Here is a 23,361-nt window from a genome sequence, read left to right as displayed (position 1 = left end):
ATCAAAGCAATTCCGCTCGTCGCGCTTCGTTCATAGAGTGAGGGCATTCCACAGGAGACACGCAGACATGAATGCACTCGAAGGCCTCAAGGTGCTGGAGCTCGGCCAGCTCATCGCGGGCCCGTTCGCGGGCAAGACGCTGGCGGAGTTCGGCGCCGACGTGATCAAGGTCGAACCCGCGGGCGTCGGCGATCCGCTGCGCAAGTGGCGGCTGCTGCGCGAAGGCACTTCGGTGTGGTGGGAGGTGCAGTCGCGCAACAAGCGCTCGGTGTGCCTGGACCTGCGCAGCCCCGAAGGCCAGGAGGCGGTGCGCACGCTGGCGCTCGAGGCCGACGTGCTGATCGAGAATTTCAAGCCCGGCACGCTCGAAGGCTGGGGCCTGGGCTGGGAGCGGCTGCATGCGCTCAACCCGCGGCTCATCATGCTGCGCATCTCGGGCTACGGGCAGACCGGACCCTACCGCGACAAGCCGGGCTTCGGCGTGCTCGGCGAGTCGATGGGCGGGCTGCGCCACCTGAGCGGCGAGCCCGGCCGGGTGCCGGTGCGCGTGGGCGTCTCGCTCGGCGACACGCTGGCCGCGCTGCACGGCGTGATCGGCGTGCTGACGGCGTTGCACCACCGCACGGCCCATGGCGGGGAAGGGCAGTTCATCGACGTGGCGCTCTACGAGTCGGTCTTCAACGTGATGGAGAGCCTGCTGCCCGAGTATGACGCGTTCGGCGTGGTGCGCGAGCGCGCAGGCAGCGCGCTGCCGGGCATCGCGCCCAGCAACGCCTACAAGTGCCTCGACGGCCACCACGTGCTGGTGGCGGGCAATGGCGACAGCATCTTCCGCCGCCTGATGCGGGCCATCGAACGCACGGACCTGGAGAACGACCCCGGGCTGGTGCACAACGACGGCCGCGTGCGGCGCGTGGAAGAGATCGATGCCGCCATCGAAGCCTGGACGCTGCAGCGCAGCCGCGACGAGGTGCTGGCGGTGCTCGACGCCGCCGGCGTGCCGGTCGGGCGCATCTATTCGGTGGCCGACATCGCGGCCGATCCGCAGTACCTGGCGCGGCAGATGATCGTGGAGACGACCACCGCCGATGGAGAGATGCTCAAGGTGCCCGGCGTGGTGCCCAAGCTCAGCGCCACGCCGGGGCGCATCGCGCGTCCCGCGCCGCGGCTCGGCGAACACACCGGCGACCTGCAGGATGCGGGCTGGCCGGCGCGCCGCACCGAAGAAAGCGAGGCCGTATGAAGGCCGGCCACGGCAAGCGGCTCTTCATCAACGAAGTGGCCACGCGCGACGGCTTCCAGATGGAGAGCCGCTTCATTCCGACCGACGACAAGATCGCGCTCATAGATCGTTTGGGCACGCTCGGCTACTCGAAGATCGAGGTGACCTCGTTCACTTCGGCCAAGGCGATTCCGGCGCTGCGCGATGGCGAGGAAGTGATGCAGCGCATCGCGCGCCGGCCCGGCGTGATCTATACCGCGCTGGTACCGAACCTGCGCGGGGCCGAACGCGCGCTGGAAAGCCGCATCGGCGAATTCAACATCGTCATGTCGGTGAGCGAAACCCACAACCTCGGCAACCTGCGCATGACCCGCGAGCAGTCCTTCGCGCAGCTGGCCGAGGTCATCGCCCTGGCAAAGCGGGCCGGCGTGCCCGTGAACGTCTCGCTCTCCTGCGTCTTCGGCTGCCCGATGGAAGGCGAGGTGCCGCTGGCCGCGGTACTCGAATGGATCGACCGCTTCGCCGTGCTGCAGGTGCAGGGCATCACGCTGTGCGACACCACGGGCATGGCTTTTCCCACCCAGGTGCAGGCCGTTTGCGAAGCGGTGCTGGCAAGGCACCCCGCGATGCAATGGACGGCGCACTTCCACAACACGCGCGGCATGGGGCTGGCGAACACGGTGGCCGCGGTCGAAGCGGGCATCGAGCGGCTGGACATGTCGCTGGGCGGCATCGGCGGCTGTCCCTACGCACCCGGTGCCACGGGCAACGTGGCCACCGAGGATGTGGTGCACATGCTGCAGTGCATGGGCTACGACACCGGCATGGATCTTCAGGGGCTGGTCGACGCCGCATCGGCGCTCGAAGCCCTGGTGCAGCACGGCCTGCCGGGCCAGGTATCCCGCGCCGGCCACCGGCTCACGCGGCATGCGCCGCCGGTGGATTTCAACGACATCGCGGCGCGCGCGCATGCGCGCCGCGGCAAGGAGCTGCACGCATGATCGGCCACCTGGACCACCTGGTGCTCACCACCACCGACGAAGAGGCCTGCGTGCGCTTCTACACCGGCGTGATGGGCATGGCGCTGGAAACCTTCGGCCCGGGCCGCAAGGCCTTTCGCTTCGGCAGCCAGAAGATCAACCTGCACGTGAAGGGCGCCGAGTTCGAGCCCAAGGCGCAGTTGCCCACACCCGGCTCGCTGGACCTGTGCTTCATCGCGAGCGTGCCGCTCGAGGACGTGATCGCGCGGCTGCATGACAAGGGCGTGCCGATCCTCGAAGGCCCGGTGATGCGAACCGGTGCCACCTCGCGCATCCGTTCCGTCTATGTGCGCGACCCCGACCTGAATCTCATCGAGATATCCGAGCTGGCGGCCTGAACGCCCGCCGGAGCGCCAACCCTGTAAAAACATCGGAGACAAGACCATGAAACCCACCCGACACCTTCTCTCGGCCGCTAGCCTCGGCCTTGCATTGGCAGCCACCTCGGCCAGCGCCGACACCTGGCCCTCCAAGCCGATCACCTTCATCGTGCCCACCGCGCCGGCGGGGTCCACCGACATCATGGCGCGCATGGTGGCCGACCCGCTGCAGCGCGCACTCGGCCAGCCGATCGTGGTCGACAACAAGCCCGGCGCCAGCGGCAACATCGGCACCGAGGCCGTCGCGCGCGCCGCACCCGATGGCTACACGCTGCTGATGCAGTACTCGGGCTACCACGTCGGCAACCCCGCGCTCTTTCCGCAGATCAAGTGGAACCCGACCAAGGACTTCGTGCCCGTGGCGCTGGTGATGCGCGCGCCGCACGTCGTCGCGGTGAGCGGCAAGCTGCCGGTCGCCTCCCTGAAGGAGCTGATCGAATACGGCAAGAAGAAGAAGGAGGGCGGCCTGTTCTACGCCTCGTCCGGCAACGGCTCCATCCAGCACATCGCGGGCGAGTTGCTGTCGCGGCAGGCCAGGCAGCCGATGACGCACGTGCCCTACAAGGGCTCCGGCCCCGCCATCAACGACCTGATCGCCGGCAACGTCGACATGTTCATCACCACGCCGCCTTCGGTGATCGGCCACTTTGCTGGCGGGCGCATCAAGGCGCTGGCGTACACCGGCAGCAAGCGCCACCCGTCGATGCCCGACGTGCCCACCGCGGCCGAGGCGGGCCTCGCGGGCTACGAGGTGGAATCGTGGTTCGCGGTGTTCGCACCGGCCAAGACGCCGCCCGAGGTGGTCAACAAGCTCAGCGCCGAGATCAGGAAGATCGTCGAGAGCGAATCGTTCCGCAAGAAGGTGGACGAGCAGGGCGCCTTCGCGACCTACATGGACCCCGCGGCGCTGGGCAAGTTCGTCGACCAGGAACTGGCGGCCTGGGCGAAGGTGATCAAGGCGGCGGACATCAAGCCGGATTGAGCGGTTTTGCGGCCGAGGCGCGGTCAGCCCGCGATGAGCTTCTGCACCAGCTCCGCCGTGGTCGCCGCCGCATACTTGCGCATCAGCCGCGCGCGGTGCAGTTCCACCGTGCGGTGGCTGATGCCCAGGGCCTTGCCGATCTCCTTGGACGTGAGCCCGCGCATCACCTGCGCCGCCACCTCGCGCTCGCGCGGCGTGAGCTCGGCCTTCACGGCGCGGCGCGATCCCAGGTCTTCGAAGGTCCAGATGCCGGCCTCGTGCGGCGCGGCGCGGTTCATGGCATGGCCGGTGACGTGGCACCAGAAGGTTTCGCCGGCCATGGCGCCGTGCAGCCCACCCAGGCGCTTCATCATGCGGTTGTCGGCATAGCGGCCGCTGGCGTTGAGGAACGGCTCCATGCGCTTGCCGATGCGCTCGAACTCGACCACGCTCGGGTAGAGAATGCTGAAAGAATGCCCGACCAGCGCCGAGGGCGTTGCACCGAAGATCTCGCACACCCGCTCGTTGCAGGCCACGATGGTGCGGTTGCGCGAAACCACCATGCCGACGGGTGCATGCTCAAAGGCCAGCCGGTAATCGATCTCGTGCATCGGGGGTCACCATTACGAAATACTACGTATGCGACTACGTAGTATCGTTCAAGGCTCTTTCGCAACGCTTTCGCCAACTCTCCACCCATCCATCAAGGAGCCCGAGTGAACAAGATTTATCCCTCCGCAGACGCGGCACTCAAGGGGGTCGTGGCCGACGGGCAGACGCTCGCGGTCGGCGGCTTCGGCCTGTGCGGCATTCCCGAGGCGCTGATCGACGCGCTCAAGGACTCCGGCGTGCAGAACCTCACCGTCATCTCGAACAACGCGGGCGTCGATGGCTTCGGCCTCGGCAAGCTGCTCGAGACGCGGCAGATCAAGAAGATGATCGCGTCGTACGTCGGCGAGAACAAGGAGTTCGAGCGCCAGTACCTCGCAGGCGAACTCGCGCTGGAATTCACGCCGCAGGGCACGCTGGCCGAGAAGCTGCGCGCAGGCGGCGCGGGCATCCCGGCCTTCTTCACCAAGACCGGTGTCGGCACGCAGGTGGCCGAGGGCAAGGAACTGCGCGAATTCGACGGCGAAACCTACGTGATGGAACGCTCGCTGGTGCCCGACGTGGCACTGGTCAAGGCCGACGTGGCCGACAAGTCGGGCAACCTGCGCTTCCGCCTCACGGCGCGCAACTTCAATCCCGCCGCCGCCATGGCCGGCAAGATCTGCATCGTCGAGGTCGAGAAGATCGTCGAAGTGGGCGAGCTGGCCCCTGACGACATCCACCTGCCGGGCATCTACGTGCACCGCATCGTGCTGAACGCCAAGCCCGAGAAGCGCATCGAGAAACGCACCGTGAGCGCGGCCGCACCCACCGACGCCGCAGCCGCCAAGGTCGAGGCGCAGGCCGCCATCGCGCAGGCCGCCGCCGGCAGCGAAGTGCCTTCCACCGTCAAGAACAACAAAGGAGCCTGAGATGCCCTGGACCCAAGACCAAATGGCCGCGCGTGCGGCGCAAGAGCTCGAAGACGGCTTCTACGTGAACCTGGGCATCGGCATTCCCACGCTGGTGGCCAACTTCGTCGGCGACAAGGAAGTGTGGCTGCAAAGCGAGAACGGCATGCTCGGCATCGGCCCGTTCCCGACCGAGGACCAGGTCGATGCCGACCTGATCAACGCCGGCAAGCAGACCGTGACCACCATCCCCGGCTCGGCCATCTTCGGCAGCCACGACAGCTTCGCGATGATCCGCGGCGGCAAGATCAACCTCTCGATCCTCGGCGCGATGCAGGTCAGCGTGAAAGGCGACCTCGCCAACTGGATGATCCCCGGCAAGATGGTCAAGGGCATGGGCGGCGCCATGGACCTGGTGGCCGGCGTGAAGCGCGTCATCGTGCTGATGGAGCACGTCGCGAAGAAGAAGGACGGCACCGAGGACCTCAAGATCCTCGAGAAGTGCTCGCTGCCGCTCACCGGCGTGGGCGTGGTCGACCGCATCATCACCGACCTGGCCGTGATGGACGTGGTGCCCGAAGGCCTCAAGGTGGTCGAGCTTGCGCCGGGCGTGAGCTTCGATGCGCTGCAGGCGAAGACGGGGGCGCAGCTGATCCAGTAGTCGGCAGCAGCAGTCCACGCTGCGCCTGCGCCGTCTCGCGCAGGAAGTTCCACACAGCCTGCATCCGCACCAGGTGCTTGGTCTCCGCCGGCATCGACATCCAGAAGGTGCGCGTGAAATTCGCCTGGCCTTCCAGCACCGGGCGCAGGGCCGCATCCCGCTCGGCCACGAAGGCCGGCAGCACCGCAATGCCGGCGCCCGCGGCCACGGCCTGGTGCTGCGCGAGCACGCTGGTGCTGCGCAGCGCAAAGGCATCGGGGCGGTGCAGTTCGTCGAGATATTGCAGCTCCTTGCTGAAGAGCAGGTCGTCCACGTAGCTGATGAAGGTGTGGCCGCGCAGGTCTTCGCGCGTCGCGATGGGCTTGTGCGCGGCGAGGTACTGCTTCGACGCATAGAGCCGCAGCGTGTAGTCGGTGAGCTTGGTGACGACCACGGCGCCGCGCGCGGGGCGTTCCAGCGAGATCACGATGTCGGCCTCGCGCCGCGACAGGTGCACCAGCCGCGGCATCGCCAGCAGGTCGATGGTGAGCTTGGGGTGCTGCTGCGCAAAGCGTGCGAGCTGCGGCGCCAGCACCACGGTGCCGAAGCCTTCGGTGGCACCGATGCGGATCAGCCCCGACAGACCCTCCTGCGAGGCCGGCGCGGTGCTCTCCACCGCCCGGAACGCGCTTTCCATCGCCTCGACCTGCGGCTGCAGCTTGCGGCCCGCCTCGGTGAGCCGGTGGCCGCCCGCCTCGCGCGAGAAAAGCGGCGCGCCCACTTCCTTTTCGAGCGCCTGGATGCGCCGCGCCACCGTGGTGTGGTCGACCTCGAGCCGGCGCGCCGCGCTCATCAGCGTGCCTGAGCGGGCCAGCTCCAGAAAGTAGCGAAGGTTGTCCCAGTCCATGTGCATGCGTCTCCTTGGCAGACTTTGCGTTTTTGCAAAGCCGTAGCGCAATTTTGTCTATTGTCATGGCAAATCTGCAAAGCTAGGATGCGGCTTGAACCTGCCATCAGGCCCGTATTCACAGGAGACAAAACCCCATGGACGCCACCACCACCCCCAAGACCCAGGTCGCCACCGTCAAGTTGTTGATCGGCGGCAAGTTCGTCGAATCGAAGACCAGCGAATGGCGCGACATCGTCAACCCGGCCACGCAGGAAGTGCTGGCCCGCGTGCCCTTTGCCACCCAGGCCGAGCTCGACGCGGCCGTGGCTTCGGCCAAGGACGCCTTCAAGACCTGGCGCAAGACGCCCCTCGGCGCGCGCGCCCGCATCTTCCTCAAGTACCAGCAACTCATCCGCGAGAACATGGGCGAGCTGGCCGCGATCCTCACGGCCGAGCAGGGCAAGACGCTGCCCGACGCCGAGGGCGACGTGTTCCGCGGCCTCGAAGTCGTCGAGCACGCATCGAACATCGGCAACCTGCAGCTCGGCGAGCTGGCCAACAACGTGGCCAACGGTGTCGACACCTACACGCTGCTGCAGCCGCTGGGCGTGTGCGCCGGCATCACGCCGTTCAACTTCCCGGCCATGATCCCGCTGTGGATGTTCCCGATGGCCATCGTCACCGGCAACACCTTCGTGCTGAAGCCTTCCGAGCAAGACCCGATGGTCACCATGCGCCTTTGCGAGCTGGCGCTCGAAGCCGGCATTCCGCCCGGCGTGCTGAACGTGGTGCATGGCGGCGAGGCGGTGGTCAACGGCATCTGCGACCACAAGGACATCAAGGCGATCAGCTTCGTCGGTTCCACCAAGGTCGGCACGCACGTCTACAACCGCGCCACCTTGGCCGGCAAGCGCGTGCAATGCATGATGGGCGCGAAGAACCACGCCATCGTGATGCCCGACGCCAACAAGGAGCAGACGCTCAACGCACTGGCCGGCGCGAGCTTCGGCGCGGCAGGGCAGCGCTGCATGGCGGTGTCGGTCGCGGTGCTGGTGGGCGAGGCGCGCAACTGGGTGCCCGAACTCATCGCCAAGGCCAGGACGCTGAAGATCGGCGCCGGTACTGAAAAGGGCGTGGACGTGGGACCGCTGGTGTCGTGCGCCGCCTTCGACCGCGTCAACAGCCTCATCGAACGCGGCGTGGCCGACGGCGCCAAGCTCGAACTCGACGGGCGCAAGCCCACGGTGCCGGGCTACGAGAAGGGCAACTTCGTCGGCCCGACGATCTTCTCGGGCGTGAAGCCCGGCATGACGATCTATGACCAGGAAGTGTTCGGGCCGGTGCTGTGCGTGGCCGACGCGGAAACCATCGACGAGGCGATCGAGCTGATCAACAGCAACCCGAACGGCAACGGCACGGCGATCTTCACGCAGTCGGGCGCCGCCGCGCGCCGCTTCCAGGAGGACATCGACGTGGGCCAGGTCGGCATCAACGTGCCGATCCCGGTGCCGGTGCCGATGTTCTCGTTCACCGGCTCGCGTGCTTCCAAGCTCGGCGACCTGGGCCCTTATGGCAAGCAGGTCATCATGTTCTACACGCAGACCAAGACGGTGACGGCACGCTGGTTCGACGACAGCACCGTGTCGCACGGCGTGAACACCACGATCAGCCTCAAATGAGGCGCGGCCTTCGCCTTGCGGCCTGGGGTGCGGTCGCGGCGCTCGCCTTGCTCGCGGGTGGCGCGCAGGCGGCCGGTGACGCCGGACCGGACGACTGCAATCCCGACGGCAACCAGATGCAGCTGAATGCCTGCGCCGCGCGCGATTTTCGTGCGGCCGATGCTGCGCTCAACATCCGCTATGGCGAGGTGATGAAGACGCTGTCGCCGCAGCTGCGCGTCGACTTGCGCACCGAGCAGCGCGCCTGGCTCAGGGGCCGCGACCCGGCTTGCAAACGCGCCTCGAAAGCGAACGAAGGCGGCTCCATCTGGCCGCTGGTGTTCAACTCATGCCTGGAAAAATCGACCCGGAAAAGGACCGCCGAACTGGATCGCTGGAAGGGCCGCGAGCAATGAACTTCGAATTGTCCGAAGAGCAGAACGCCTTCGCGCAGAGCGCGCGCGACTTCGCCGAAGCCGAGTTCGCGCCCCACGCGGCGCAGTGGGACGCCGAGGCCATCTTTCCGAAGGAGGCCATCGCCAAGGCCGGCGAGCTTGGCTTCTGCGGGCTCTACGCACCCGAGCGCATCGGCGGCCTCGGGCTGCCGCGGCTCGATTCCGCGCTGGTGTTCGAGGAGATGGCCGCGGTCGATCCCTCGACCACGGCGTTCATCACGATCCACAACATGGCGACCTGGATGCTCGGCACCTGGGCGACCGACGCGGTGGCGCAGCAGTGGGGCGAAGACCTGACGAGTGGCCGCAAGCTCGCTTCCTATTGCCTCACCGAACCTGGCGCCGGGTCGGATGCGGGCTCGCTCAAGACGCGCGCCGAGCTGCAGGGCGATGAATACGTCATCAATGGCGGCAAGGCCTTCATCTCGGGCGCGGGCGCGACCGACGTGCTGGTGCTCATGGCGCGCACGGGCGGCGGCGGCGCGGGCGGCATCTCGGCCTTTGCGGTGCCGGCCGATGCGCCGGGCGTGAGCTATGGCAAGAAGGAGCACAAGATGGGCTGGAACAGCCAGCCCACGCGCACCATCAACTTCGACAACGTGCGCGTGCCGGCCCGGAACCTGCTGGGCAAGGAAGGCGAGGGCTTTCGCATCGCAATGAAGGGCCTGGACGGCGGGCGCATCAACATCGCGACCTGCTCGGTGGGCGCTGCGCAGGGCGCGCTCGACGCCGCGCGCCGCTACCTGCATGAACGCCAGCAGTTCGGCAAGCCGATCGCGAGCTTCCAGGCCCTGCAGTTCAAGCTGGCCGACATGGCGACCGAACTGGTCGCGGCGCGGCAGATGGTGCGGCTTGCGGCAAGCAAGCTCGATGCAGGCCACGCCGATGCCAGCACCTATTGCGCGATGGCCAAGCGCTTTGCGACCGACGCGGGCTTCAACATCTGCAACGATGCGCTGCAACTGCACGGCGGCTACGGCTACCTGAGCGAGTTTCCGCTCGAGCGTCTGGTGCGCGATACCCGCGTGCACCAGATCCTCGAAGGCACCAACGAGATCATGCGCGTGATCGTTGCGCGAAAATTGCTGGAAGGGGACAGCGACATCCGCTGAAACCCCGCATCCGGAACCCCTCAAGACAATGACCGACTCCGTAGTTCTGTTCGACGAAATCAAGACCGCCGGCGGCAAGCGCTTTGCCACCGCCACGCTCAACGTGCCCGCCTCGCTCAATGCGCTGTCGGTGGACATGGTGCGCCTGCTCACGCCCAGGCTGCGCGAATGGGCAGCCGACGACGCCGTCGTGGGCGTGCTGCTGCAGGCCGCGGGCGAGAAGGCCTTCTGCGCCGGCGGCGACCTGCGCCAGCTCTACCAGACGCTGCTCGAATGCGGCCCTGCGCGCAACCCCTATGCCGAAGATTTCTTCCGCGAGGAGTACGAGCTCGACCACCTGATCCACACCTTTCCCAAGCCATTGCTGTGCTGGGGCCATGGCATCGTCATGGGCGGTGGCGTGGGGCTGATGTCGGGCTGCTCGCACCGCGTGGTCACGGCACAGAGCCGCATCGCCATGCCCGAGATCAGCATCGGCCTGTATCCCGACGTGGGCGGCAGCTGGTTCCTCCGGCGCACGCCCGGCCGCACGGGCTTGTTCCTGGCGCTCACGGCCGCCAACCTCAACGCGGCCGATGCCATCTTCTGCGGATTGGCCGACGTGCTGGTGCCACATGAACGCAAGGGCCAGGTCCTCGAGGCCATTGCGGCGGCAAGCTGGCGCGGCGAGCAGAAGGCCGACCGGGCCGAGCTCTCGCGCATTCTTGCGCGCGCCGGCGAGGGCGCCGAAATGCCGCCCTCGAAGGTGCGCGAGCACTACGACACCATCAACGCGCTGATGGCCGGCGACGACCTGCTCGACATTGCGAACCGCCTGCGCAACCTGCAGAGCGACGACCCGTGGTTGCAGTCCGCATCCAAAACCTTCGTGAAGGGCGCCCCGAGCTCGGCCGCGCTGAGCTTCGAGCTCTGGCAGCGCGTGCACCGCATGTCGCTGGCCGAGGTGTTCCGGCTCGAATACTGGGCATCGCTGGGCTTTTGCGCGCACAAGGACTTTGCCGAGGGCATCCGCGCGGTGCTGATCGACAAGGACCGCAATCCGCGCTGGAACCCCGCCACCCTCGAGGAGATCACGCCGGCCTTCATCGAAGACCACCTGCGCCCACGCGGAGAGATGCCCGCCGAACTGGCTGCGCTGGCCTGAGCCGCTTCAACAAAATACACGGAGACAAGCAAATGAAAATCGCATTCATCGGACTCGGCCACATGGGCGGCCCCATGGCGCTGAACCTGCGCAAGGCAGGCTACACGCTCAAGGCCTTCGACCTTTCCGGCGAGGCCTGCAAGAAGTACGCGGGCGAAGGCCTGGCCATCGCGTCGTCGGCCGCCGAATCGGTGGCCGACGCGGACGTGGTCATCAGCATGCTGCCGGCCAGCGCGCACGTGGAAGCGCTGTTCCTCGGCAGCGCGGGCAAGCCCGCGCTGCTGGACAGCATCCGCGCCGGCGCGCTCGTGATCGACAGCAGCACCATCGCCGCCGCCACGTCGCGCAAGGTGGCCGAGGCCGCCGCGGCCAAGGGCATCGCGATGATCGACGCGCCGGTTTCCGGCGGCACCGGCGGCGCGATCGCGGGCACCCTGACCTTCATGGTCGGCGCCGAGACCGACGACCTGGAACGTGCGCGCCCCGTGCTCGAGAAGATGGGTGCCAACATCTTCCATGCCGGCGGCGTGGGCGCGGGCCAGACCGCGAAGATCTGCAACAACATGCTGCTCGGCATCCTGATGATCGGCACGTCGGAGGCGCTGGCGCTGGGCGTGGCCAACGGGCTCGACCCCAAGGTGCTGTCCGAGATCATGCGCCGCAGCTCCGGCGGCAACTGGGCGCTCGAAAAGTACAACCCCATGCCGGGCGTGATGGAAACCGCGCCCGCATCGAAGAACTATGCCGGCGGCTTCGGCACCGACCTGATGCTCAAGGACCTGGGCCTGGCGCAGGAAAACGCCACCGCCGTGCGTGCCGCCACGCCGCTGGGCGGCCTCGCCCGCAGCCTCTACGCCGCCCACAGCCTGGCGGGCCATGGCGCGCTCGACTTCTCGAGCGTGCTGAAGCTGGTGCAGAAGGCGTAGCGCGGCGCCGCGCCGCGTCAAAGCAGCTCGATCCCCGGCAGGCTCTTGAAGCAGCTCTCGCGCGTGATGCGCACGAAGTCCGCAAGCCACGGCTGGCCCGAAGTGCCCTGCGTGCAGGCCATGTAGAGCCGCCCGGTCAGGCCCTTGCTGCCCACGCGCCGCGCCGTCACGTAGCCGCGGTCCAGGTAGTTCTGCACCGCCCACAGCGGCAATGTCGCCACGCCGCGGCCGCTGGCCACCAGTTGCAGCATCGCGACCGTGAGCTCGGTCGTGCGCCGGTGCGCGGGGGCAACGCCAGCCGGTGCCAGCACCTGCCGCACGATGTCCAGCATCTCGTCCGGCACGGGGTAGGTGATGAGCGTCTGGTCTGCGAAATGCCGCGCCGTGAGGTGCGCCTTGGCAGTGAGCGCGTGGTCGTTGGCCAGCAGCGCCACGATCTCGAAGCGGAACAGCGCGTGGTAGTCCACCGTTTCGTCGGGATCTTGCTCCGAGACGATCGCCACCTCGGCGCGGTTCTGCATCACCAGCGCGATCGGGTCGGGATGAAAGCCCGAAACGATGTCGAGCTCGATCTCGGGCCAGCGCTGGCGAAAGGCGTCCATGGCCGGCATCAGCCAGTCGAAGCAGGTGTGGCATTCGACCACGATGCGCAGTTGACCGCTGCGTCCCAGGGCAAGCCGTGCCACGTCGCGCTCGGCTTCTTCCACCAGCGGCAGCGCGGTATCGGCCAGCTGCAAGAGCCGGAGCCCCGTGGTGCTGAACTGCGGCGGCACCGACTTGCGCTCGAACAGCTGCGCGCCGTACCGGTCTTCGAGCAGCTTGATCTGGTGCGACAGCGCCGACTGCGTGAGGTTGAGCAACTGCGCCGCGCGCACCAGGCTGCCGGTGTCACGCAGCGCCACCAGCGTGCGCAGGTGGCGTATTTCGAGGATCGACTGCAACATGAATGAATTTCAAGTGAAAGGGCAAAACGTTTCGTTTGAATCATATGCCTCAAAGCCCGACCATTGCGGATTCTCCAGATCCAGCGACCGGAATACCTGCAATGACCACCCGCATCCACACCCTCGGCTTTCCGCGCATGGGCGCCAACCGGGAACTGAAATTCGCACTCGAAAAGCACTGGCGCGGCGAGATCGACCGCGCCGCGCTCGAGGCCGTTGGCGAACAGCTGCGCGAGCGCCACTGGCAGGCCCAGCGCGACGCGGGTCTCGACTACGTGACCGTGGGCGACTTTGCTTTCTATGACCACGTGGCCAACCATGTCCAACTGCTCGGCTGCGAGCCGGCGCGCTTCGGCTTCAAGGGCAACGAGCCCGAGCTGCCCCGCTACTTCAGGATGGCACGCGGCGTGGAAAATGAAGCCGGCCACGTGCACGATGCCGGCTGCACCCACGGCAGCGAAGGCACCTTCGCGCTGGAGATGACCAAGTGGTTCGACACCAACTACCACTACCTCGTGCCGGAGTTCACCGCCGCCACGCAGTTCAGGCTCGCATCGGCGCGGCTGTTCGACGAGGTGGCGCAGGCGCAGCAGGCCGGGCATGCGGTCAAGGCCGTGCTGCTGGGCCCGCTGAGCTTCCTGTACCTCGGCAAGGAAAAAGAAGCCGGCTTCGACCGCTTCTCGCTGCTCGACGCAGTGCTGCCCGTGTATGAAGAGGTGCTGAACCGCCTCAAGCAGCAGGGCGTGGAGTGGGTGCAGATCGACGAACCCATCCTCGGACTGGACCTGCCCGATGCCTGGCGCAACGCCTTCGAGCGCACCTACTGGCAGCTGGCCCGCAGCGCCCCCAAGCTGCTGCTGGCCACGTACTTCTCGCCGCTCGCGGAAAACCTGCGCCTGGCCTGCCAGCTTCCGGTGGCCGGCCTGCACGTGGACGCCGTGCGTTCGCCCCAGGAACTGACCGGCGTGGCCGACTGGCTGTCGGCGCACAAGGTGTTGTCGGTGGGCATTGTCGACGGCCGGAACATCTGGCGTACCGACCCCGATGCGGCCCTGGCCGCGCTGCGCCCGGTGGTGGACAAGAACCGCGGCGAGCTGTGGCTCGCACCTTCGTGCTCGCTGCTGCATGTGCCGTTCAGCCTTGCAACCGAAAGCAAGCTCGATGCGGAACTCAAGTCGTGGCTCGCCTTTGCCGTCGAGAAGCTCGGCGAATTGCGCGTGCTGCGTGCCGTGCTCGACGGCCGCGAAGGCTCGGTGGCCGAAGAGCTCCAGGCCGCGCGCGCCGCGGCGGCCTCGCGGCGCGGCAGCCCGCGCGTGCACCGCGCCGACGTGGCGCTGCGGCTTGCACGCAGCGTGGCCGGCGACGACCAGCGGGCGTCCGGCTTCGCGCAGCGCCAGGCCGTGCAGCGCGCGCGCTTCGCGTTGCCCGCGCTGCCGACCACCACCATCGGTTCGTTCCCGCAGACCGCGGAGATTCGTGCGGCCCGCGCCGCATTCAGGCGCGGCGAGCTCGACCTCGCGGGCTACCGCGAGAAGATGCGCGCCGAGATCGCGCTGGCCGTGCGCAAGCAGGAAGCGCTGGGCATCGACGTGCTGGTGCATGGCGAGGCCGAGCGCAACGACATGGTCGAGTACTTCGGCGAGCAGCTCGACGGCTTTGCCTTCACTGCCAACGGCTGGGTGCAGTCTTACGGCTCGCGCTGCGTCAAGCCGCCGGTCATCTTCGGCGACGTGGCGCGCCCCGCGCCCATGACCGTCGAGTGGACCGCCTACGCGCAGGGCCTCACCAGGCTGCCGATGAAGGGCATGCTGACCGGCCCTGTCACCATCCTGCAATGGTCGTTCGTGCGCAACGACCAGCCGCGCAGCACCACCTGCGAGCAGATTGCCTGGGCGATCCGCGACGAGGTGGCCGACCTCGAGGCGGCCGGCATCGGCATCGTGCAGATCGACGAGCCCGCGATCCGCGAAGGCCTGCCGCTGCGCCGGGCGGGCTGGCCGGCCTACCTGAAATCGGCCACGCGCGCGTTCCGCATCAGCGCCTCGGGCGTGCGCGACGAGACACAGATCCACACCCACATGTGCTATTCGGAGTTCAACGACATCCTGCCGGAGATCGCGGCCATGGATGCCGACGTGATCACCATCGAGACCAGCCGCTCGGACATGGAGCTGCTGCGCGGCTTCGGCGGCGAGCAGGACGCGGGCGGCTTTCGCTACCCGAACGAGATCGGCCCCGGCGTGTACGACATCCATTCGCCACGCGTGCCCTCGGTCGACGAGATCGTGCGCCTGATGCGCAAGGCCGCCGGCGTGGTGCCGCACGGCAACCTCTGGATCAACCCCGACTGCGGCCTCAAGACCCGCGGCTGGCCCGAGACCGAGGCGGCGCTCGCGAACATGGTGGCGGCCGCGAAGCTGCTGCGCAGGGAGCTGGCAGCCGCCTGAAGCGGAAGGGACGGAAAGGCCGGGGCAGTGCCAATCAATAATGGCGCCATGCCCGCCTTTCCAGTTTCGACGAGACACTTTCTTCTCGCACCCGTTCTTCTGCTGTCCCTGCTGCTCGCGCCGGCGCTCGCGTCGTCGCAGGACCGCGCCCAGGCCCTGATGCAGTTCGAAGGCGTGCAGGCGCGCTACAAGGGTGCCTATGCGCCGGGCGCGGTGTCGCGCGATGCACGCCAGCTGCTGGAGCCGCCTGATCAGGCGATCGCCGGCAAGGCGCTCCAGGCCCTGGACGCCGCGGCTGCGCGCTCCTTCGACGTGTCGGCTTCGGTGGCCGCCGTCCAGCAGGAAGTGGCCGCTGCCGGCAGGGGCGGCGCAGCGCCGGGCCCGCAGGTGCAGGCCGCGGTGGCCCGCTTCTCGAAGCTGCGCGCCGACTACGCCGCGATGGACGACGCGGGCAAGCTGGAGTTCTTCAACCGCGAGCGCGCCAAGCCGGCCGATCCCGCGCGCACCGAACTGCTCGAGCGCATGGCCGTGGCCGACACGCGCGAAGTCGACTTCTCGAGCCAGCTGCTGCTGAGCTCCGTCGTCAAGCAACTGGCGCGCGGCAATGCCGGCCAGTTCACTTCCTTGCCCGACCGCACGCTCGACATGGCCGTCGACACGCTGTGGTCGCGCGGCATCACGTCGCCGCGCCCGCGCAACCTGCTGACGGTGGCGCGCGAGTTCGAGAAGCAGGTCACGCAGGCCTTGCTCGCGGCACTGCCCGATGCGGACATTGCTGCCTTGCTGGCCTGGCGCAACGACCCCCAGGCCGCGGCCGAGCGCGAAGCGCTGGTGGGGGCCTACCGCGCCGAGGTCAAGGCGAGCGGCGCCGTGGCGATCCGGACGCTGGTGCGCGGCTGGCCGCGTTCTTGACGGGGGCGCGTGCGGTGGCATGCCTGTCGGGCGCCACGGCGTAGGGCATGAAGCGGCTCTGGTTCTCGTCCACGTCGAGCGGCCGGCCCACGAACGGAAAGGCGCGCTGCGGGCAGGCCTCTCGCTCGCACACCTTGCAGCCGGGGCCGATGGGGGTCGGCACTTCGGGGTCGCGCAGGTCCAGCCCCTTGGCGTAGACGAGCCGCGTCGCGTGGCTGATGTCGCAGCCCAGGCCAATGGAAAACGTCTTGTCGGGCGAGCCGTAGCCGCGGAAGCCGTGCGACACCGTGCGCGCGATCCAGAGGTAGGCGCGGCCATCGGGCATGCGCGCCAATTGCGTCAGCACGCGGCCGGGCTGCGCGAAGGCCTCGTACACGTTCCAAAGCGGACAGGTGCCGCCGGTCTTGGAGAAGTGGAAGTGCGTGGCCGATTGCCGCTTCGAGATGTTGCCCGCGCGATCGACGCGCACGAGAAAAAACGGCACGCCGCGCGCCTCGGGCCGCTGCAGCGAGCTCAGGCGGTGGCAGATGGTTTCGAAGCCTACGCCGAAGCGCCGCGCGAGCTGGTCGATGTCGTAGCGCAGCTGCTCGGCCGCTTCGAGAAAGACACCATAGGGCAGCAGCAGCGCGGCCGCGAAGTAGTTCGCCAGGCCGATGCGCGCGAGTGAGCGCGCGGTGTCGCTCGACAGCGGGGCGTCGGCCAGCAGCTTGTCGATCATGCCGCCGGCATCGAGGAGCGCGAGCTGGGTTGCGAGCTGGAACGCATGCTGGCCCGGCTCCAGGTAGCGCGAAAGCCGCAGCACGCGCGTGGCCGGGTCGTAGCGGCGTTGCGCGCCGCCTTCGTCGTCTTCGGCCGGAATCACCCGCACGCCATGCGCGTCGAGCAGCCTTTGCGCCAGGCGGTCGCCGGGATTGCCGTCGCGCAGTAGCCATTGCGTGGAGAACGCCTCGGCCGCATCGTCGAGCGGCGCAATGTGGTTCTGGTGCGCAAAGAAGAAATCGCGCACCTCTTCGAAGGGCATCGGCCGCGCCTGCGGCATGCGCGCGAGATCGCCGCGGCCGTCGCCGAGCTCGGCCGCCAGAGCTTCGAGCCGCTCCATCGCATCGCGGTGCCGCTGGTGAAGCGCCACCAGCGCGCGGCCCACGGCCGGCATCTGCGTGGCCACTTCGCGCAGCTCGGCAAGCGCGACGGCATCGCCGCCGGGGTTGTCGGCCAGCGCTTCGCGCAGGCTGGCCACCAGGCGCGCCTCTTCGTCTTCCGAAAAGGCCTGGATGTCGACGCCCAGCGTGGCGTGCAGGCGCAGCAGCACCGGCACGGTGAGCGGACGCTGGTTCTGCTCGATCTGGTTCAGGTAGCTGGGTGACAGGCCGAGCTGCTGGGCCAGCGCGTATTGGCTCAGGCCGCGCTCCTCGCGCAGGCTCCGCAGGCGCACGCCCATGAAGGTCTTCTTCATCGTCGATCCATTCTTCGCAAGATTCGCAAGTTTGACGACAGTGCCTTCGCAATCATTCGCCAATTCAGTCCTTCATTATGGGCACGATCTTGCGTAAATTGCGAATATGCACTGACCGACCGATCGAGGTGCGTCCCAGGCCCGCCGCAGCTTCATCCACAAACATTCGAGGAGACGGCATGACATTGCTGACAGAGAACGCGCCCGCCACGGGCTTCAAGCCGAAGAAATCCGTCGCGCTTTCCGGCGTGGCCGCGGGCAACACCGCGCTGTGCACCGTGGGCCGCACCGGCAACGACCTGCACTACCGTGGCTACGACATCCTCGACATTGCCGATGTCTGCGAGTTCGAGGAAATCGCGCACCTGCTGGTGCACGGCAAGCTGCCCCATGCCACGGAGCTGCGTGCCTACAAGAGCCGCCTCAAGGCCATGCGCGGCCTGCCCGCAAGTGTGAAGGAGGCGCTGGAGCGCCTGCCCGCCAGCGCACATCCGATGGACGTGATGCGCACCGGCGTCTCGGCGCTCGGCTGCGTGCTGCCCGAGAAGGACGACCACTCGCTGCCCGGTGCACGCGACATCGCCGACCGGCTCATGGCTTCGCTCGGTTCGATGCTGCTCTACTGGTATCACTGGTCCACGCAGGGCCGGCGCATCGAGGTCGAGACCGACGACGAGTCGATCGGTGCGCACTTCCTGCACCTGCTGCACGGCAGGGCGCCATCGGCAAGCTGGGAGCGTGCCATGCACACCTCGCTCAACCTTTACGCCGAGCACGAGTTCAACGCCTCGACCTTCACCGCACGCGTGGTGGCGGGCACCGGCTCCGATGTGTATTCGGCCATCACCGGTGCCATCGGCGCGTTGCGCGGGCCGAAGCACGGCGGCGCCAACGAGGTGGCCTTCGAGATCCAGAAGCGCTACGACACGCCCGATGCAGCCGAGGCCGACATCCGCCGCCGCGTGGAAGCCAAGGAAGTCGTCATCGGGTTCGGCCACCCGGTCTACACCGTGTCGGACCCGCGGAACGCGGTCATCAAGCGCGTGGCGAAAGAGCTCTCGGACGAGGCCGGTTCCACCCGCATGTACGACATTGCCGAACGCATCGAGGCCGTGATGTGGGACGCGAAGAAGATGTTCCCGAACCTCGACTGGTTCAGTGCCGTGAGCTATCACATGCTCGGCGTACCCACCGCCATGTTCACGCCGCTCTTCGTGATCGCGCGCACCAGCGGATGGGCCGCGCACATCATCGAGCAGCGGCAGGACAACAAGATCATCCGGCCCAGCGCCAACTACACCGGCCCTGAAGACCTGGTCTTCGTGCCGATCTCCGACCGCCGCTGAAGGCATCGCACCGTTCAACGCAACAGAGAAGAAAAGCCATGTCCGCTCCCATCAGCAACACCCGCCCCGAACCCGACCAGGTGCTGGTCGACATCGTCGACTACGTGCTTGCGCACCGGCAGATCACCAGCGCGCTCGCTTTCGAGACCGCGCGCCATTGCCTCGTCGACACGCTCGGCTGCGGCCTCGAGGCGCTCGAGTACCCGGCCTGCACCAAGCTGCTCGGCCCGCTCGTGCCCGGCACGCTGGTGCCGCATGGCGCGAGGGTGCCCGGCACGCCGCACCAGCTCGACCCGGTCCAGGCGGCATTCAACATCGGCACGATGATCCGCTGGCTCGACTTCAACGACACCTGGCTCGCGGCGGAGTGGGGCCATCCGAGCGACAACCTCGGGGGCATCCTGGCCACGGCCGACTGGCTCAGCCGCAACGCCGTGGCCGCGGGGCGCCAGCCGCTCGTGATGCGCGACGTGCTCACGGCCATGATCCAGGCGCACGAGATCCAGGGCTGCCTGGCACTGGAGAACTCGTTCAACAAGGTGGGGCTCGACCACGTGGTGCTGGTCAAGGTGGCTTCGACCGCGGTGGTGGCGCGCCTGATGGGCCTCTCGCGCGACGAGATCGTCAATGCCGTGTCGCTCGCCTGGGTCGACGGGCAGAGCCTGCGTACCTATCGCCATGCGCCCAACACCGGCAGCCGCAAGAGCTGGGCCGCGGGCGACGCCACCAGCCGCGCGGTGCGGCTCGCGCTGATCGCGAAGACCGGCGAGATGGGCTATCCGAGCGTGCTCAGCGCCAGAACCTGGGGCTTCTACGACGTGCTGTTCAAGGGCCAGCCCTTCAGGTTCCAGCGACCGTACGGCAGCTATGTGATGGAGAACGTGCTGTTCAAGATCAGCTTCCCGGCCGAGTTCCACAGCCAGACGGCGGTGGAGGCCGGCATGGCGCTGCATGCGCAATTGCAGCGCACCGGCAAGACGGTGGACGACATCGAGCGCGTGACCATCCGCACGCACGAGGCCTGCATCCGCATCATCGACAAGAAGGGGCCGCTCGACAACCCGGCCGACCGCGACCACTGCATCCAGTACATGGTGGCGGTGCCGATGATCTTCGGGCGCCTCACGGCCGCCGACTACGAAGACGGCGTGGCGAGCGATCCGCGCATCGATGCGCTGCGAAGCAGGATCGTGTGCGTGGAAGACCCGCGCTTCACGGCCGACTACCACGATCCCGAGAAGCGCAGCATCGCCAACGCGCTGACCGTGGCGTTCAAGGACGGCACCAGCCTTGCCGAGGTGGTCGTCGAATATCCGATCGGCCACAAGCGCCGCCGCGCCGAAGGCATACCGCTGCTCGAAGCCAAGTTCCGCACCAACCTGGCGCGCCGCTTCGCACAGAAGCAGCAGCAGGCCATCCTCGACGTGTCGCTCGATGCGAAGAAGCTCGACGCCATGCCGGTGCACGCGTATGTCGACCTCTATGCCGCCGCGTGACCCCATGCCGACGAACGACGAGTCGCCGAAGAAAACCCTGCGCCGCCTGGCCGAGGCGCGACGCGGCGTGCTGGTGCCAGGCGCGTTCAACGCGCTTTCGGCCCGCGTGATCGAAGACCTCGGCTTCGAGGCGATCTACGTGACGGGCGCCGGCGTGACCAACATGCACTTCGGGTTGCCCGACCAGGCCTTCATGGGGCTGCACGACATCGCGGAGCACACCGCGCGCATCCGCGATGCGGTGAACCTGCCGCTGCTGGTGGATGCCGACACGGGCTTCGGCAATGCGCTCAACGTGCGGCATGCGGTGCGCGTGCTCGAGCGGGCAGGGGCCGACTGCATCCAGCTCGAAGACCAGGTGAGCCCCAAGCGCTGCGGCCATTTCGCGGGCAAGGCAGTGATCGGCACCGAAGAGATGCTGGGCAAGATCAAGGCCGCGGTGGATGCCCGCACCGATGCCGGCATGCTCGTCATGGCCCGCACCGATGCGGCGGCCGTGCACGGCTTCGAGGCGGCCATCGAGCGCGCGCAGCAGTTCAGCGAGGCCGGCGCCGACATCCTCTTCGTCGAGGCCGTGACGCAGGCCGACGAGGTGCGCGCCATGCCCCAACGCCTGGACAAGCCGCAGCTCATGAACATGGTGATCGGCGGCCAGACGCCCACCTTCGGCGCTGAGGAGCTCGGTGCGCTGGGCTATGGGCTGGTGCTGTACGCCAACGCCGCATTGCAGGGCGCAGTGGCTGGCATGCAACGTGCGTTGACCGTGCTGCGCGACAGCCGCCGCCTGGACGAAGACCCATCGCTGGTGGTGTCGTTCGCCGAACGGCAGCGCCTCGTCGGCAAGCCCTGGCTCGACGAACTGGCGCAACGCTACGCGGGGTGAAGTAGAACTGGGCCTAATTTCTTACGCGGGGGTGCGTACTTTCTTTCTCCTGACCGAAAGTTCCGCGCCATTGTTTCAATTTCATGAACACTGCGATTCGATTGACTAGGGTTTTCCCTTGTAATCGTGGTGCAAACTTCGAGGCATCCAAAGCCCGATCAAGAAGGAAATTGAAATGAAGACCTCGAACATCCTCGCCGCCGCCGCTCTCTCCCTGCTCGCCGCCGCTGGCGCCCACGCAGAAAGCTATCAAGGCGTGCAGCCCCTGACGTCCGGCTACAGCCGCGCCGACGTGGCGCCCCAAGCTGCCGCTGCCGCCCGCGAAGGCAATGTCTACAGCGACGCTGCCTCGGCCAACGTGGCGCCCGTGCTGGCTGCCTCGACCGACCGCGCCGCTGTTCGCAGCGAAGCCGTCGCCGCCGCACACGCACCCGGCCAGAACCTGCGCCGCGAAGCCTTCGCAGGCAGCGTGGTTCCCTCGCAAGCGCGCAGCTTCACGCGCCAGGCCGGCCTGTAAATCAGGCAGGCCCGGGAGCGGCGGCCACGGGCCGCTTGCGCCTGGCAACACGCAAAAGCCGGACGGTGCGAAAGCGCCGTCCGGCTTTTGTGCTTTGGCCCCCTGGAGCAATGGGTAGGCCGCAGGCTAGTACGAACGGCCAGTCGGGCAAAACGCATGCGCCGCAGCGCGTCCGCCGGTCCTACGATGGAAGCCCATCCGTGAAGGAGCTGCCATGCCTCTCTACCTGATCGAACGCAACTTTGCCGAACAGCTCGAGGTCTCGCCCGAGGGCGCGGCCGGCATCATGCGCATCAACGACGACGTCGGGGTCCGCTGGCTCTATTCGTTCCTGAGTGCCGACAAGAAGAAGACCTATTGCCTGTACGAGGCGCCCGGCGCCGAGATGATCCGTGAAGCCGCCCGGCGCAACGGGCTGCCGGCCGACGTGGTGATCGAGGTCGACGAATTGCGCCCGCCGGTGGTGCAGGCGGACTCTGTCGCGGCCTGAGGCCGCACCCGGGGCGGGCGGCGCCTGCCGCTCCCCCGTTCACTTACTTGGCCCGCGGGTCTTCGGCCGCATTGACGTAGGTGACGCCCCAGGGCCCGGTGCCGTGGAGCTGAACCACGGTCGCTTCCTCGGTCCATGCAAAGTGGGGCGTCTTGGGCTGCAGGATCATCATGCCGCCCGCGGTCACGGGCATCGACTTTTGCATGTCGAGCTTGTCGCCGACGCCCATGTGAAAGGTGCCCGACAGCACCGTCACCCGTTCGACGGCCGGGTGCCAATGCGCCGGAATCCGGTAGTTGGCCGGCATCTGGATGCGCACGGTGAACGGCACGGCCTCGCTCATCGGCCCTTCGATGACCGCCAGCTTCGCGCCTGGCGGCAGCGAGGGAACGTCGGCCCATTTCAGGTCGGCGGGCGAGATCATCCGGTGGTCGGGTGCCTGGGCCCAGCTGGTGGCGATCGCCGCGATCAGTGCGGCACCGATCGCCCAGGCGGCAGATGGTTGGCGTGTCATGTCAGTTCCTTTGCGAGTGGCCGGCGAAACGCCGCCGGGGCGCGGGCGAGAGCGCGGCTGTGTTCTACAGCCGCACCACGTCGCCCTTCAACGAATAGAGAATCGCGACCACCTCGTTCTTTTCGGCCTGGTCGTAGCCGTTCTTGGCCATCGCGGCAAGGATGTCGTCGATGGCGGCGACCAGTTCCTGCTCGTTGATGTTCATTCCCTTGTGCGCGCTCACCAGGTCCTTGCCGGTGTAGCACTGCGGGCCGCCGCTGCCGGCGCAAAGAAACTCGACCACGTGGCGCTCCACTTCGGCGCGGTTGCTGTTCGCGAAGCGCGAGCGGATCAGCGGGTTGCTGTAGTGGTTCTCGACGACGTCGGCAACGAGCCGCTGGATGCGCTCCTCGCCGCCGAGCCGTTCATAGAGGGTTGCGGGCATACGAATCAC

General features: G+C 67.6%; 24 protein-coding genes. 18 read left to right on the top strand and 6 right to left on the bottom strand.

The features are described 5' to 3' along the window. Positions 1-67 precede the first annotated feature (67 nt). The 4 genes from ABID97_RS19465 to ABID97_RS19450 are packed head-to-tail and all read left to right on the top strand — an operon-like array spanning position 68 to position 3,624. Positions 68-1,243 carry a CaiB/BaiF CoA transferase family protein gene (locus tag ABID97_RS19465; RefSeq protein ID WP_354400109.1) on the top strand — a complete coding sequence of 392 codons (1,176 nt, stop codon included), beginning with the start codon at positions 68-70 and terminating at the stop codon, positions 1,241-1,243. Beyond that, on the top strand, positions 1,240-2,223 hold the full coding sequence (locus tag ABID97_RS19460; RefSeq protein ID WP_354400107.1) for a hydroxymethylglutaryl-CoA lyase: 984 nt from the start codon (positions 1,240-1,242) through the stop codon (positions 2,221-2,223). Before ABID97_RS19465 ends, ABID97_RS19460 begins: the two co-directional genes overlap by 4 nt. Beyond that, entirely contained in the window at positions 2,220-2,600 is a 381-nt protein-coding gene (locus ABID97_RS19455; protein WP_354400105.1) for a VOC family protein, read from the top strand. Before ABID97_RS19460 ends, ABID97_RS19455 begins: the two co-directional genes overlap by 4 nt. 46 nt (positions 2,601-2,646) lie before the next feature. Continuing rightward, positions 2,647-3,624: a Bug family tripartite tricarboxylate transporter substrate binding protein gene (locus tag ABID97_RS19450; protein ID WP_354400103.1), complete on the top strand. Its 978-nt coding sequence runs from the start codon at positions 2,647-2,649 to the stop codon at positions 3,622-3,624. Positions 3,625-3,647: 23 nt separating this feature from the next. Here ABID97_RS19450 and ABID97_RS19445 read toward each other — a convergent pair whose 3' ends face one another. Continuing rightward, complete coding sequence (locus tag ABID97_RS19445) at positions 3,648-4,214, bottom strand: LuxR C-terminal-related transcriptional regulator (protein ID WP_354400101.1); 567 nt, start codon at positions 4,212-4,214, stop codon at positions 3,648-3,650. Between the two features lie 105 nt (positions 4,215-4,319). Between ABID97_RS19445 and ABID97_RS19440 the strand changes: the two genes are divergently transcribed. Both ABID97_RS19440 and ABID97_RS19435 read left to right on the top strand, forming a co-directional pair. After that, complete coding sequence (locus ABID97_RS19440) at positions 4,320-5,123, top strand: CoA transferase subunit A (RefSeq protein WP_354400099.1); 804 nt, start codon at positions 4,320-4,322, stop codon at positions 5,121-5,123. Between the two features lies 1 nt (position 5,124). Next, positions 5,125-5,763, top strand: a complete 639-nt coding sequence (locus ABID97_RS19435) for a 3-oxoacid CoA-transferase subunit B (protein ID WP_354400097.1) — start codon at positions 5,125-5,127, stop codon at positions 5,761-5,763. Here the strand turns inward: ABID97_RS19435 and ABID97_RS19430 are convergent. Next, positions 5,687-6,649, bottom strand: a complete 963-nt coding sequence (locus tag ABID97_RS19430) for a LysR family transcriptional regulator (RefSeq protein WP_354400095.1) — start codon at positions 6,647-6,649, stop codon at positions 5,687-5,689. The genes ABID97_RS19435 and ABID97_RS19430 overlap by 77 nt on opposite strands. 137 nt (positions 6,650-6,786) lie before the next feature. Between ABID97_RS19430 and ABID97_RS19425 the strand changes: the two genes are divergently transcribed. From ABID97_RS19425 to mmsB, 5 genes are read left to right on the top strand one after another with little or no spacing between them, the layout of a single operon-like run. Further along, positions 6,787-8,310, top strand: a complete 1,524-nt coding sequence (locus tag ABID97_RS19425) for a CoA-acylating methylmalonate-semialdehyde dehydrogenase (protein ID WP_354400093.1) — start codon at positions 6,787-6,789, stop codon at positions 8,308-8,310. After that, positions 8,307-8,705, top strand: coding sequence for a lysozyme inhibitor LprI family protein (locus tag ABID97_RS19420; RefSeq protein WP_354400091.1), 399 nt, complete (start codon positions 8,307-8,309; stop codon positions 8,703-8,705). The genes ABID97_RS19425 and ABID97_RS19420 overlap by 4 nt, the downstream gene beginning before the upstream one ends. Then, positions 8,702-9,856, top strand: a complete 1,155-nt coding sequence (locus tag ABID97_RS19415; RefSeq protein ID WP_354400090.1) for an acyl-CoA dehydrogenase family protein — start codon at positions 8,702-8,704, stop codon at positions 9,854-9,856. The genes ABID97_RS19420 and ABID97_RS19415 overlap by 4 nt, the downstream gene beginning before the upstream one ends. 28 nt (positions 9,857-9,884) lie before the next feature. Further along, positions 9,885-11,000, top strand: coding sequence for an enoyl-CoA hydratase/isomerase family protein (locus ABID97_RS19410; RefSeq protein ID WP_354400089.1), 1,116 nt, complete (start codon positions 9,885-9,887; stop codon positions 10,998-11,000). Between the two features lie 32 nt (positions 11,001-11,032). After that, a complete protein-coding gene (gene mmsB / locus ABID97_RS19405; protein WP_354400087.1) occupies positions 11,033-11,926 on the top strand; it encodes a 3-hydroxyisobutyrate dehydrogenase in 894 nt (297 codons plus the stop codon). A 17-nt stretch (positions 11,927-11,943) separates the two neighbouring features. Here mmsB and ABID97_RS19400 read toward each other — a convergent pair whose 3' ends face one another. Continuing rightward, a complete protein-coding gene (locus tag ABID97_RS19400; RefSeq protein WP_354400086.1) occupies positions 11,944-12,870 on the bottom strand; it encodes a LysR family transcriptional regulator in 927 nt (308 codons plus the stop codon). Between the two features lie 101 nt (positions 12,871-12,971). On the opposite strand from ABID97_RS19400, the gene metE reads away from it, so the two are divergent. Beyond that, complete coding sequence (gene metE, locus ABID97_RS19395) at positions 12,972-15,317, top strand: 5-methyltetrahydropteroyltriglutamate--homocysteine S-methyltransferase (RefSeq protein WP_354400085.1); 2,346 nt, start codon at positions 12,972-12,974, stop codon at positions 15,315-15,317. Positions 15,318-15,365: 48 nt separating this feature from the next. After that, complete coding sequence (locus ABID97_RS19390; protein WP_354400083.1) at positions 15,366-16,229, top strand: hypothetical protein; 864 nt, start codon at positions 15,366-15,368, stop codon at positions 16,227-16,229. On the opposite strand, the gene ABID97_RS19385 is transcribed toward ABID97_RS19390, so the two are convergent. Continuing rightward, a complete protein-coding gene (locus ABID97_RS19385) occupies positions 16,171-17,682 on the bottom strand; it encodes a short-chain fatty acyl-CoA regulator family protein (RefSeq protein WP_354400082.1) in 1,512 nt (503 codons plus the stop codon). The two genes, ABID97_RS19390 and ABID97_RS19385, sit on opposite strands and share 59 nt — an antisense overlap. A gap of 179 nt (positions 17,683-17,861) precedes the next feature. On the opposite strand from ABID97_RS19385, the gene prpC reads away from it, so the two are divergent. The 5 genes from prpC (at position 17,862) to ABID97_RS19360 (ending at position 22,414) form a co-directional block, all read left to right on the top strand. Beyond that, a complete protein-coding gene (gene prpC / locus ABID97_RS19380; RefSeq protein ID WP_354400081.1) occupies positions 17,862-19,028 on the top strand; it encodes a bifunctional 2-methylcitrate synthase/citrate synthase in 1,167 nt (388 codons plus the stop codon). Between the two features lie 38 nt (positions 19,029-19,066). Then, positions 19,067-20,524, top strand: a complete 1,458-nt coding sequence (locus tag ABID97_RS19375; protein ID WP_354400079.1) for a bifunctional 2-methylcitrate dehydratase/aconitate hydratase — start codon at positions 19,067-19,069, stop codon at positions 20,522-20,524. 4 nt (positions 20,525-20,528) lie between these two features. After that, positions 20,529-21,407, top strand: a complete 879-nt coding sequence (locus ABID97_RS19370; protein WP_354400078.1) for an isocitrate lyase/PEP mutase family protein — start codon at positions 20,529-20,531, stop codon at positions 21,405-21,407. A 175-nt stretch (positions 21,408-21,582) separates the two neighbouring features. Continuing rightward, positions 21,583-21,924 (top strand): alpha/beta hydrolase, encoded by a 342-nt coding sequence (locus ABID97_RS19365; protein WP_354400077.1) that lies wholly within the window; start codon positions 21,583-21,585, stop codon positions 21,922-21,924. Between the two features lie 214 nt (positions 21,925-22,138). Then, entirely contained in the window at positions 22,139-22,414 is a 276-nt protein-coding gene (locus tag ABID97_RS19360) for a DUF4242 domain-containing protein (RefSeq protein WP_354400076.1), read from the top strand. A 43-nt stretch (positions 22,415-22,457) separates the two neighbouring features. On the opposite strand, the gene ABID97_RS19355 is transcribed toward ABID97_RS19360, so the two are convergent. Further along, positions 22,458-22,928 (bottom strand): cupin domain-containing protein, encoded by a 471-nt coding sequence (locus tag ABID97_RS19355; protein WP_354400075.1) that lies wholly within the window; start codon positions 22,926-22,928, stop codon positions 22,458-22,460. A gap of 64 nt (positions 22,929-22,992) precedes the next feature. Beyond that, positions 22,993-23,352 carry a group I truncated hemoglobin gene (locus ABID97_RS19350; RefSeq protein WP_354400073.1) on the bottom strand — a complete coding sequence of 120 codons (360 nt, stop codon included), beginning with the start codon at positions 23,350-23,352 and terminating at the stop codon, positions 22,993-22,995. Positions 23,353-23,361 lie beyond the last annotated feature (9 nt).

Origin of the sequence: Variovorax sp. OAS795 (genome assembly GCF_040546685.1) — a bacterium.
Taxonomy (GTDB): domain Bacteria; phylum Pseudomonadota; class Gammaproteobacteria; order Burkholderiales; family Burkholderiaceae_C; genus Variovorax.
The sequence above is the reverse complement of the archived record's forward strand: the minus strand, read 5'-3'. Positions and strand labels throughout refer to the sequence as shown.